This is a genomic window from Agromyces aerolatus (assembly GCF_031432255.1).
Classification (GTDB): Bacteria; Actinomycetota; Actinomycetes; order Actinomycetales; family Microbacteriaceae; genus Agromyces.
Genome location: NZ_JAVKGQ010000004.1, coordinates 91,658 through 103,474, shown reverse-complemented (window position 1 = coordinate 103,474; position 11,817 = coordinate 91,658). Strand labels below are relative to the sequence as shown.

The window sequence follows — 11,817 nt, the reverse complement described above, 5'->3', positions numbered from 1 at the left end:
CAGATGGCGAGTGTTTTCGAGCGGGACCCGCCATCCGCGACCGTTCGCGAGGTGTTCTTCGACGGCGTGGTCAGGGCTAACGTGGGCAGCATGGCTGCGAACGGCGGAATGTCTCGCGATCAGCGACTCGTGCTGTCGATCGCGGTGCTCGCGTCGTTCGTGTCGTTCCTCGACGGCACGGTCGTCACGGTCGCGCTGCCTGCCATCATGCACGAGCTCGGCGGCGGGCTCGCGACCCAGCAGTGGGTCGTCGACGCCTACCTGATCACGCTCGGTGCGCTGATCCTCGTCGCGGGCTCGCTGAGCGACGTGTACGGGCGGCTGCTCATCCTGCGCATCGGGCTGATCGGGTTCGGCCTCACGTCGATCGCGATCGCGGCCGCGCCGACGCCCGAGTTCCTCATCGTCGCCCGGGCACTGCAGGGCGTCGCGGGCGCGCTGCTCGTGCCGAGCTCGCTCGCGCTCATCACGTCGAACTTCCGGGACGAGGCGCAGGCGCGCGCGATCGGCATCTGGACGGCGCTCACGACCGCGGCGATGGTCGCCGGGCCGGTGATCGGCGGCCTGTTCGTCGACCTCGCGTCGTGGCGGTATGCCTTCCTCATCAACGTCGTGCCGATCGCGATCACCATGTGGCTGCTCGTGCGACTCGGGCACCGCGACGTGCGGCACCCGGGCGCCCGCATCGACTGGATCGGCGCGGTGCTGTGCACCGTCGGGCTCGGCGGCGCGGTGTTCGCGCTCATCGAGCAGCCGAACCTCGGCTGGTCGCCGCTCATCGTCGTGTCGCTCACGGTCGGCGTGCTCTCGTTCGCCGGATTCCTCGTCAGGCAGCGGTTCGCGGCGCAGCCCATGATGCCGCTCTCGCTGTTCCGGGTCAGGAATTTCTGGAGCGGCAACGTCACGACCCTCTTCGTGTACGCGGCGCTCTCGCTCAACGGCTTCGTGCTGGGCGTGTACCTGCAGCAGGGCGCGGGGCTGCCGGCCACGCTCGCCGGGCTCGCGACCCTGCCGTCGACGATCATCATGATCGTGCTGAGCTCGCGCGTCGGCGCATGGTCGGGCAAGATCGGCCCGCGGCTCTTCATGACCGTCGGCCCGCTGCTCATGGCCGTCGGCGCACTGCTGCTGCTCACCGTCTCGGCCGAGTTCTCGTACTGGTGGCAGGTGCTGCCGAGCGTGCTGGTGTTCGGTTTCGGGCTCACGCTCACGGTGGCGCCGCTGACCTCGGCGATCCTCGGCTCGATCGAGCCAGCCAAGTCGGGCATCGCCTCGGCGGTCAACAACGCGGTGGCGCGCGTCGCCGGCCTGCTCGTGATCGCCATGCTCGCCGCGATCGTGGGCGGGCAGCTCGACCTCGACGGCTTCCATCGGGCGGCGATCGTGACCGCGGCGCTGCTCGTCGCGGGCGGCATCGTGTCGTGGATCTGGATCCGCAAACCCGAGGACGAGCCGGGCAGCGCGGCGTCGCTCGCCGCCGACGGCGCCCCCGAAGAAGCGGCAGAGCCGAACGCCTGAGTGCGTGCGCGGCCCGCCGGGCCGCATCCGACCGGGCCGCATCCCGCCGGCTGCGCCGAACCCTTGTTCAGGAAGAACACGGCGGACGTCGGCGTGTCGGGCTGCAACACGCCGGGCACGGGCGCGATCTTCCTGAGCAGCGAACGGCGGGCGACGGATGCTTCGGCGATGAGCTTGTGCTTCGTCGATGCGTGTTCGAGTATCGAGTGCGGTGTTCGATAACAGGGTCGGGCGGAGAGGATGCACATGCGCGAGGACGACCACCGGACGGCCACGACCGCGCCACCGTCGCAGACGCTGTCGCGAGGCATCCGCATGCTCGAGGTCCTCGCCGACGCACGTGAGCCCCTCACGATCGACGAGCTCGCGGGCCGGCTCGGCGTGCACCGCTCGGTGGCGTACCGACTGCTGCGCACGCTCGAGCATCACCGGCTCACCGTGCGCGACGCGGCCGGTCGCATCGTGCTCGGCGCGCGGCTCGCGGCCCTCGCGGCCGGGGTCGCGCACGACCTGCAGGCCGAGGCGCTGCCCGAGCTCACGAGCGCGGCGAACGAGCTCGGCATGACCTGTTTCCTCGCGGTGCTCGACGGCGACGAGATCGTCACGCTCACGAGCGTCGAGCCCAGGCACGCGGTCGCGTCGGTCGCGCAGCGCCCGGGTTCTCGGCACGCGTTCGGGCTCGGCGCCCCCGGCAAGGCGATCGCCGCGAGCCTGCCCGAGAGCAGCTGGCCGCGCGCGCTCGACGACGGCCACCGCTCGGAGGTCGACACGTCCCGGGTGCGTGGGTTCGCGATCAGTCACGACGAGGTGATCGTCGGGCTGCGCTCGACCGCGGTGCCGCTCAGCCTCCCCAACGGCCAGCCGGCGGCGATCGCGGTCGTCTATGTGGGAAGCGAACGCACCGACGAGCAGATCGCCGAGCGTCTCACCTCCGCGTCGCGAGCGATCCGGAGCGCGCTCGGCGGCTGAGCAGCCGGGTCGAATCGATTCGATTTTTGCGTGCGCTCCCGTGTACGGTCGCACCGTACCGCACTCGCACCACTCGGAAAGGCCCTCCCATGGCACCATCCGTCGCCCGCCGCCGGATCGCCCTGTTCGCCCTGTTCTTCGTCCCCGGCGTCGGCATCGCCTCGTGGGTCACGCGAACGCCCGCCATCCGCGACCTGCTCGGCGCGTCGACCGCTGAGATGGGGCTCGTGCTGTTCGGCCTGTCGATCGGCTCGATGGCGGGCATCCTCTGCTCGGGCGCGCTCGTCGCACGGTTCGGCACCCGGCCGGTCATCGCCGTAGGGCTCGGCCTCACGATCCTCAGCATGCCGGTCATCGGCCTGGGCGGCGCGGTCTCCGCGAGCGTCGTGGTCGCGGCGGGTCTGTTCCTCTTCGGCCTCGGCATGGGCGGCGGCGAGGTCGCGATGAACGTGGAGGGCGCCGAGGTCGAGCGCGCCTACGGACGACCCGTGATGCCTGCGCTGCACGGGTGCTTCAGCCTCGGCACCGTCGTCGGCGCGATCGCGGGCATCGTCTTCACCGCGACCGACTTCTCGGTCGTGTGGCACCTCGTGATCGTCGGCGTCGTGACGGGCGCGATCTTCCTGGTCGCGATCCGCGACGTGGTCAGCGGCACGGGTCGGATGCCTCGCAGTGAGCGCGGCCGCACACGTGCCGCCGACGCGCCCCGCGCGCGCCTCTGGCGCGACCCGAAGCTCCTGCTCATCGGCGGCATCGTGCTCGCGATGGCGCTCGCCGAGGGCACCGCGAACGACTGGCTGCCGCTCGTCATGGTCGACGGGCACGGCTTCGACCCGGCGCTCGGCTCGACGATCTTCGCGGTCTTCGCCGCGTCGATGACGATCGGGCGCTTCCTGGGCGGGCCGATCATCGAACGCTTCGGGCGGGCGAAGGTGCTCGCGGCGAGCGCCGCGGCCGGTGCCGTCGGGCTCGCGCTCGTCGCGTTCGTCGACCACCAGGTCGTGGCCGGTGCCGCGGTCGTGCTGTGGGGGCTCGGGGCCTCGCTCGGGTTCCCGGTCGCCATGTCGGCCGCGGGCGACTCCGGCCCGAACCCCGCAGCGCGCGTCTCGCTGGTCGCGACACTCGGGTACGTGGCCTTCCTCGTCGGCCCGCCCGCGCTCGGCCTCCTCGGCGAGGAGTACGGGCTGCGCATGGCGCTCATCGTGCCGCTCGTGCTCGTCGCGATCGCGGTCTTCCTGGCGCCGGGCGTGGGCCGAGCGCCCGGGGCGGTCGGGGCCGCCGAGATCGGCAGTGCCGCCGAGGCGGGCGCCGCCGAGGCCTCGGCGCGCGAGGCCTCGGCGCGCGAGGCGCCGGGCAGCGGGGCGCCGGCCGACGACGTGCCGGTCAGCGAGGCGCCGGCCGACCGGCGCTGAGAATCGGGCGGAAGAACGCCGCGAGCTCGTCGGTCGCGGTGAGCGGCAGCACGTTCGCCACGTACTGGTCGGGGCGGACCACCACGACGGCTCCCCCGCGGTCGATGCCGCGCTGGTCGAAGACGTCGTCGGCCGGGTCGGCGGCGTACACCTTCTCGTAGTCGGTGAGCTGGAACGGCCCGCTCGACGGCAGGAACACGCTCGGCACGGCGCCCAGGTCGACGTCGGTGTAGGCCTGCTGGTACACGACCTTCACGTCGAACCACGCGTCGCGGTCGGCACCCTCGGGCGTCGCCGCGAGCGGCGAGTCGGGCGCGGTCGCGAGCCAGTCGGCGAGATCGGCGACGGCGGATGCCTCGCCCGCACGAGCGGCGTCGGCGAACACGTAGATGCGCCACCTGCCGTCGGCCGTCGCGTGGTGGCCGAGGTGCACCGGGTTGCCGTCGCACACGCGGGTGACCATCGCGGACTTGAACCGCTTGCCGATCGGGTAGCCCTCGGCGAGCGCCTGGTGCTCGCCCGCGCCCACGATGAGCGACGGCGCGTACTGGGTCATGAAGCCGGCGGGGAACTCGAACGTCGCGGCGTAGAACTCCTCGAGCTCATCGGGCGAGGCGAACTCCTCAGGCTTCTTCGCCATCATCGACGACCACTGCTTGTCGAAGTCGATGAGACTCTGCGCCACGACCTGGCGCTCGGCGGAGTACGTGGCGAGCAGCGCTTCGGACGCACGGCCCTCGAGCACGTGGCCGAGCTTCCAGCCGACATTCCAGCCGTCCTGCATCGACACGTTCATGCCCTGGCCGGCCTTCGCGCTGTGCGTGTGGCAGGCGTCGCCCGCGATGAACACGCGCGGGGTCCGGGTGCCCGCGGCATCCGTCTCGACGTCGTCGAAGCGATCGGTGAGGCGGTGGCCCACCTCGTAGACGCTGTGCCACGCGACGTCCTTCACGTCGAGCGTGTAGGGGTGCAGGATCTCGTTCGCGCGGGCGATGATCTGCTCGATCGTGGTCTGACGCACATGGTGGTGGTCGTCGAGCGGCACCTCGCCAAGGTCGACGTACATGCGGAACAGGTAGCCGCCCTCGCGCGGGATGAGCAGGATGCTCCCGGCCTCGGACTGGATCGAGGCCTTGAGGCGGATGTCGGGGAAGTCGGTGACGGCGAGCACGTCCATGACGCCCCACGCATGGTTGGCCTGGTCGCCGGCCATGTGGCATCCGATCGCCGACCGCACCCGGCTGCGCGCGCCGTCCGCGCCGACCACGTACTTCGCCCGCACCACGCGGGGCTCGCCCGCGTGCTCCCCAGCCGTGTGCACGAGGTGCACGGTGACCGGGTACTCGGAGCCGTCGGCCTCGGCGGCGACCTCGAGTCGTTCGAACTCGTAGCCGTAGTCGGGCTTCGCCCGCGTGGGCGACTTGGCCATGACGTCGCCGAAGTAGTCGAGCACGCGCGCCTGGTTGACGAGGAGGTGCGGAAACTCGCTCACGCCTGCAGGGTCGTCGGGCGTGCGCTTGACCCGCACGATGCGCGACGGATCGGCGGGGTCCGGCTTCCAGAACACCATCTCGGTCTGCCAGAACGCCTCGGCGATGATCTCCTGCGCGAACCCGAACGCCTGGAACGTCTCGACGCTGCGCGCCTGGATGCCGTCGGCCTGCCCGATCTCGAGCCGGCCTGGCCTGCGGTCGACGATGCGCGTCATGACACCGGGGAACTGCGACAGCTGCGCGGCGGCGATCATGCCCGCCGGGCCGGCGCCGACGATGAGCACGTCGACCTCGTCGGGAAGCTCCTCGGGCCGGTTCAGGCCGACGCCCGCGGCGGGCTTCACCCGGGGGTCTCCGGACACGTAGCCGTGGTGGTGGAACTGCACTGGGGCTCCTCACTTCGTTGTGCCGCGCGGCAGCTGATCTGTTCGATAATCGAACTTGCAATTCACATATCGCGCAGCACGATGATAGGGCGGCGCTCGATCCGGAGCAAGACCGTGCGCCTCGTGCCCGAGAGCCGCGGGTGGCCGACGGGCTCGCGAACGGCCGGGCGGGCGGTCGGGCGCGGCGGGGTCAGCGGGACGAGGACGTGTGGGCGGGTCGCCGGTGTACGCCGCCGCCTCGCACCGGCGTGGCGAACGACTGGCCCGCGAGCAGCGCATAGGTGTGCTCGCCGTCACCGGTCGAGGCCTGCTGGAACCCCAGCCGCTCGGCGACCGCGATGGAGGCGACGTTCTCGGGGTCGATCACGGCGGTGGCGATGCGCGCGCCTACGGCGTCGAACGCGAAGTCGAGCAGTGCCGCGGTCGCCTCGGTCGCGAGCCCGCGGCCCGTGAACCGGCGTTCGAGCACCCAGCCGACCTCGACCATGCGCGTCCCGGCGCGCACCGATCGCAGGTGCAGCGAGACCTCCCCGGCGAGCTCGCCCTCGGACTCGATCGCGAGCGCCATGAAGTCATCGGCCTGCCAGAGCCGGGTGTGGCGGGTCCTCGCCCGCAGATGCTCGCGGATCGCGCCGAGATCGTCGTCGGGCCAGTGCAGGTATTCCGTCGTCTGCGGCTGGCGATGCATGCGCAGCCAGGGGTGGAAGTCCTCCATGAGATACGGGCGCAGCCGCAGGCGGGCTGTCGTGATGATGGACGCATCGATCGGTTCCGGCAGCCGCGTCCCGCGCAGCACGCGCGGCTTCCTGGGGAGGCGTTTGCGGTACTCGGCGGCCGATTGGGGAGTGGGCAGTTTCACGGCGGCTCCTCGATGGTGCGGGGAACGGCAACCGGCGGGGTCTCAGCTCCGCGATCTGCGGGCCGATCCTGCTGGGTTGCGAGACTACCCCGCGACCTCGACAGGCGGCGAAGAATTGCGGACACCTTGCCCGGGCACCGCCGCTGTGCTAGCCGATCGGGCTACCGCGGGTCGAACTCAGCGGGAATCGGCGGGCACGCCTCCACGGCCGCGGCGAAGCCGTAGGCCGAGACATTGTTCAGCGGGTTCCAGCCGCCGTGCTCCGGATAGCCGGAGACGAACTCCTGCTCGGTCGGCGGAATCGCGATCGCATGTCCGAGGGCTTGCAGGCACTCGCGCTGCTCGGTCGAGCGGTAGCGGAACAGTGCACGGATCTGGTCGGCGCTGAGCGGTCGGTCGAACAACGGATCGGTCGGGAACTGCGCCTCGCAGACGTAGGTCGACAGCGCGAACGAGGCCGCATGTTCCTCCGCGATCTCGCCGGGCTCGACCTTGCCGTGGGCGGCGACGACGTGCGGATAGCCCGCGGCTCGCAGGCATGCGGCGATGGCCTCGGGCTGTTCGAAGACGCTGACCAGCCGGACCGGCTCGATCTCATGCCGCTGGTCTTCGGGGAGCCCGGTGCGCTCCCAGGCGCGGTCCGCTTCGGTCGGTGCGAGGTCGCCGCCCGCCGTCGTCGACGCCGGAGGCGCTGCCGTCGCGCTGGCGCACGCCGCGAGCAACCCGCTTGCGGCGGCGGTCACGATGAGCACCCCGACCCATCGCCTGTGCCCACGCACGTGCCGCATCTTCACCGCCCTTCCCCATGATGAGACATCAGAGACTTTCGTGTCACCGCATGCTGATACTCGCATGCTGATATGCACTGTACGCCACGAGCTCCCGGAATGCACACATCGTCACAAGCCCCGAATGGACTGGCGGATATTCAGAATGTGCGTATATTAGCGTCCGATCCTTTCGAGTTTGGAGTGTGCAATGCTGCGTGCCGATCCGTGCCGAGTCGATCGCCAACGAGGTCGAAGGGGGTGGTATCTGGCAGCCGGCGCGGGCCTGTGCGCGGCGCTCGTCGGCGGGCTCGTCTCACCGGCCTGGGCGGCCGCGCCCCCCGACGGCGGGGGCGACGTGCAGCTCGGGTCGTTCGCGTTGGGCGACGGCCTCGAGGGGGCGATCGGTGAGCTCGACGGGTCGTTCTCGTTCTCGATCTCCGCGGGCGGGGTGCTGCTGGCTTGGGATTCCCGGGCCGCGGCGGCAGACCCGGTGCGGCTCGGCGGCGGCTGGTCGTTCGGGTTGTCGACGATCCAGGTGTCCGGGGGCGTCTGGGTTCACCCGGTCTCGGGCGGAGCGTTCCCGATGTCCGCGACGTCGCCGTCGGGGCTTGCCGGCTATCCGGGGTCGGATGTGGTGTTCGCGGCCGCCGAGCCCGGCGCGGTGGTGCCGGCGCGGCCTGACGGCTCGGGGCCGGAGACTCCGTACGCGTACGTGCTGCACGAGCTCGGCGGCGTGTCGACGTACTACGACGCGGCGGGGCATCCGGTGTCGTCCATGCTGGGTGAGCGACGGTCCACGACCGAGTACGACGAGTTCGGGAATGCGGTCGCCTCGGCCGAAGGCGACCGGTACGTGTACGACGCCGCGTCCCGCGTGATCGCGCAGACCACCCAGGAGGGCCTGCAGATCGACACGTCGTACTGGGCCGACGGCTCCCGCAGGGAGCACACCACGGCGGCCGGCTCGACGCGCTACTACTGGGATGGAGAGGCGCTGCTCAACGACAGCCACCAGGCGACCGATGGGGCGAGCGGCACCGCGAGCTACCTGACCGGCACGTCGCGGCAGGCGCGCACCGTGCAGCCAGACGGCGCCTCGCCGAGCACGTCGTACTACGGCACCGACCGGCACGGCAACGTCACCGAGCTGATCGATGAGGCCGGAGCGATCACGACCCGGTACACGTACACCGACTACGGCGTCGCGACCGCGGCGGGCGACCGGTCCGCCCCGCTCCCGGGCGGCATCGGTGAGCTGGGGTACAACCCGTTCCAGTACGCCGGGGAATACACCTACCGTGATGGCACCCAGCCGCTGGGCCCGCGCATCTACGACACGGCGCAGGCCCGCTTCCTGACCGAAGACGATGCGTCACTGGTGAACCTGTACGCGTTCGGCGACCTGAACCCCATCACCAAGGTCGACCCCAGCGGCCGGACCTCGGTGCTCGACTGGGCGCGGTCCGGCGCCGTCACCGCCGGCTTCGCGTTCGCCCTCCTCGGCGCGGCGCTCTTCGTCAGCTCGGCGTTCACGGGCGGCATCAGCGGGCTCGGCGCGGTCGGCATCTTCTCGGGGCTGGTCGCCGGTGGCGATGCCGTGCTCGCCGGGTTCGAGTTCGCCGCCATCACCGGCAAGGTCGAATGGGTCGACCAGCACGCCGTCGAGATCGCCTCATGGGCGTACGCCGCGACCAGCGCCGCCTTGGCCATCGGCGGTGTGTTCACGAGAATCGGCACCTCACTGAACTGGAAGCTCCCGATGTCGGAGGTGGATGAGATCATCAGTCTCGAGAACACGATCCAGAAGCGAGTCGCTTCGCTCGATGGTATCGACCCCTACCTCGACGGTTTGCCCGTGGGCTACGAAGATCTGTCCTACCTGAGCACGAAGCTCGAAGTCCATTCTGCGCTCGCGAAAACGTACACGCAGGACATCCGAGCGATGGGCACAATCGCCGCGCCGGGGGACACCGTCACGCTCACACCGACACAGCGCCTCACTCTGCTCCGCGGGCTCGACGCAGAGATCGTCAGCCGCGGGAAGGCCATCCGAGCGGAGCTCGATAAGGCGACGAAGGCACTGACCGGGTCCGAACTGAGCAACGACCCCACCCGCACGGTCAAGCAAGATCTGGCCAACCTGAAAACCGCACGAGGCAAGGCTGACGGGGTGATCGATCCGAACTCCGGCACGCTCGAACAGGTGGGCCACGCCGACGACATTCCGGATGAGCTCACCGGAAATACGAACGCTCCCACCACGTTCGGTATCATCCCGACTCGCACGGGCCTCAACGTCGGGGGCGATCCCTTCAACTGATCCGCACGCACTCCCCCGCGGCCGACCGGGACCTGTCGACGCGGTCGGTGTGACGACCGCCCACTCGCTGGCCGCATCCCCACGCGAGCGCCCGTCGTGATCCTCACGGCGGGCGCTCGCCTGTCTGGGCGGGGCAGCGCGACGCGGCTCACGCGAGCGTGAGCACCACGCTGCCGCGCTTACGGCCGGTGTCGACGTACCGGTGCGCCTCGACGATGTCGTCGAGCGAGTACGTGCGGTCGATGACCGGCCGGAGCGTGCCGGCCTCGGCGAGCCCGGCGAGCCGCACCATCCCGTCGGCACCCAGCTCGCCCCCGCGATGATCGACCACGAGACCGCTCCTGCGGGCCTGCCGCCCCGCCGCCAGCATGCCCGGCAGGTCGACGATCACGAGCAGCAAGGCCCCGCCCGGTCGCAGGAGATGCGCGACGCGATCGAACGGCGCGTTGCCCACGCATTCGACGATCACGTCGTACCGCGGTCCGGCCGGTGCGGCGAAGTCCTCCTGGGTGTAGTCGATGACGCGACTCGCGCCGAGACCGCGGACGAGCTCGGTGTTACGCCCGCTCGTCACGGCCGTCACGCGCGCCCCGCGCGCGGCCGCGAGCTGCACGACGGCCGAGCCGACCGCACCCGATGCCCCGTTGACGAGCACCTCGGTGCCGGCCTCGATCGGCACCCGGTCGAGGTACCGGATCGCGGTGTGACCGCCGAAGACGACCGCCGCGGCCTCTTCGAACGAGAGGTTCGCCGGCTTCCGCACGACCTCGCCGGATTCGCCGACGGTGACGTACTCTGCGTGGCATCCCATGCCGGCCCCGCGCATGAGCATCACCTCGTCGCCGGGTGTGTATCGGGTGACGCTCGCGCCCACCGCCTCGACGACCCCCGCCGCCTCCATGCCGAGCACCCTGAGCCGGGGCCGGAACAGTCCGATGGTGGGCGTGACGAGCAGGCTGGTCCCCCTCGGCACGCGGCGACTGCGCAGGCGCTGATCCGCGACGCTCACGGTCGACGCCCGCACCCGGACGAGCAGCTCGTCCGCAGCGGGGTGCGGCTTCGCGACGCGGGCCACGCGCACCACCTCGGGCGGCCCGAACCGCTCGGCGCGCGCGACGCGCATGGTCTCCGGTGCCGCTGACGATGCCGTCGAGGTCTGCCCGCGCGAGGCACGTCGCGGCCTGGATGCAGTGGACATGATCGCTCCCTTACGCTGTAAGCCTTACGCCGTAAGATACGCCTCGCCGTCACCGCTGTCCAGACCCTTCGCGAAAAACCTGACGATGTAAGGTGAAGCATGCCGCCGAAGACCGCTGAGCGCACCCCGCTGAGCCGTGAGCGCGTGCTGGACGCCGCGCTGAGGCTCGCCGACCGCGACGGCATCGAGGCCCTCACCATGCGTGCGCTCGCGGAGGAGCTCGGCGTCGAGGCGATGTCGATCTACTACCACCTGCCGAATAAGAACGCGATCCTCGACGGGGTCGTCGAAGCGGTCTTCGCCGAGGTCGAGCGCGAGGTCGGGGGATTCGGAGTCGCGGCAGCCACCGAGGCCGCAACCTGGGCGGACGCCCTTCGCGCGCGCATCCTCGGCGCGCGCCGCGTCCTGCTGCGCCACCCCTGGGCACCCTGGATCATGAACGCACGAGGCACACCCGGCCCGACCGCCGCCCGCCACGTCGACGGCGTGGTCGGCATCATGCGCGCCGGCGGCTTCTCGTACGACCTCATCCATCACGGCCTGCACGCCATCGGAAGCCGCGTCTACGGCTACGTGCAGGAACTCAGCGACGACAAGGACGCACCGGCCCCCGTCGAGCTCGCCCAGCTCGCCACCTTCGCCCCGAACCTCGCCGCCATGCTCGGCGAGGTGGTCCACGACGACCCCGATTCGACGCTCGGCTGGTGCGACGACCAGACCGAGTTCGAGTTCGGCCTCGACCTGCTGCTCGAGGGACTCGAGCGCCGACGCGCGGCCGAAGCCGACGGCGTCGCCGAGCCGGCCTGAGGTCCGGCCTGCGAGACGAGGCATCCGTCGCGGTGCCTGTCGCGTTCGCGGTAGCCTGCCGGAGCGCATCGACGCGCTCAGCGGA

At 70.9% G+C, this 11,817-nt stretch carries 9 protein-coding genes; 5 read left to right on the top strand and 4 right to left on the bottom strand.

Annotated features, from left to right (window positions below; translation table 11 throughout):
• The first annotated feature begins 90 nt into the window (after nucleotides 1–90).
• The 3 genes from RH864_RS06960 (at nucleotide 91) to RH864_RS06950 (ending at nucleotide 3,899) form a co-directional block, all read left to right on the top strand.
• Complete coding sequence (locus tag RH864_RS06960) at nucleotides 91–1,518, top strand: MFS transporter (protein ID WP_310521886.1); 1,428 nt, start codon at nucleotides 91–93, stop codon at nucleotides 1,516–1,518.
• A gap of 246 nt (nucleotides 1,519–1,764) precedes the next feature.
• On the top strand, nucleotides 1,765–2,487 hold the full coding sequence (locus RH864_RS06955; protein WP_310516802.1) for an IclR family transcriptional regulator: 723 nt from the start codon (nucleotides 1,765–1,767) through the stop codon (nucleotides 2,485–2,487).
• Nucleotides 2,488–2,576: 89 nt separating this feature from the next.
• Nucleotides 2,577–3,899, top strand: coding sequence for an MFS transporter (locus RH864_RS06950; protein ID WP_310516801.1), 1,323 nt, complete (start codon nucleotides 2,577–2,579; stop codon nucleotides 3,897–3,899).
• Here RH864_RS06950 and RH864_RS06945 read toward each other — a convergent pair.
• The 3 genes from RH864_RS06945 to RH864_RS06935 form a co-directional block, all read right to left on the bottom strand.
• Nucleotides 3,871–5,778 carry an FAD-binding monooxygenase gene (locus RH864_RS06945; protein ID WP_310516800.1) on the bottom strand — a complete coding sequence of 636 codons (1,908 nt, stop codon included), beginning with the start codon at nucleotides 5,776–5,778 and terminating at the stop codon, nucleotides 3,871–3,873. The genes RH864_RS06950 and RH864_RS06945 overlap by 29 nt on opposite strands.
• A gap of 190 nt (nucleotides 5,779–5,968) precedes the next feature.
• Nucleotides 5,969–6,637 (bottom strand): GNAT family N-acetyltransferase, encoded by a 669-nt coding sequence (locus tag RH864_RS06940; RefSeq protein ID WP_310516799.1) that lies wholly within the window; start codon nucleotides 6,635–6,637, stop codon nucleotides 5,969–5,971.
• 161 nt (nucleotides 6,638–6,798) lie between these two features.
• Nucleotides 6,799–7,416 carry a hypothetical protein gene (locus tag RH864_RS06935; RefSeq protein WP_310516798.1) on the bottom strand — a complete coding sequence of 206 codons (618 nt, stop codon included), beginning with the start codon at nucleotides 7,414–7,416 and terminating at the stop codon, nucleotides 6,799–6,801.
• A 199-nt stretch (nucleotides 7,417–7,615) separates the two neighbouring features.
• Here RH864_RS06935 and RH864_RS06930 point away from each other — a divergent pair, with 199 nt between their 5' ends.
• The gene (locus tag RH864_RS06930; RefSeq protein ID WP_310516797.1) at nucleotides 7,616–9,727 is read left to right on the top strand and encodes an RHS repeat-associated core domain-containing protein; all 2,112 of its coding nucleotides are present in this window, start codon (nucleotides 7,616–7,618) and stop codon (nucleotides 9,725–9,727) included.
• A gap of 148 nt (nucleotides 9,728–9,875) precedes the next feature.
• Here the strand turns inward: RH864_RS06930 and RH864_RS06925 are convergent, their stop codons facing one another.
• The gene (locus RH864_RS06925; RefSeq protein WP_310516796.1) at nucleotides 9,876–10,925 is read right to left on the bottom strand and encodes an NAD(P)-dependent alcohol dehydrogenase; all 1,050 of its coding nucleotides are present in this window, start codon (nucleotides 10,923–10,925) and stop codon (nucleotides 9,876–9,878) included.
• Nucleotides 10,926–11,024: 99 nt separating this feature from the next.
• On the opposite strand from RH864_RS06925, the gene RH864_RS06920 reads away from it, so the two are divergent.
• On the top strand, nucleotides 11,025–11,732 hold the full coding sequence (locus tag RH864_RS06920) for a TetR/AcrR family transcriptional regulator (RefSeq protein ID WP_310516795.1): 708 nt from the start codon (nucleotides 11,025–11,027) through the stop codon (nucleotides 11,730–11,732).
• Nucleotides 11,733–11,817: the final 85 nt, after the last annotated feature.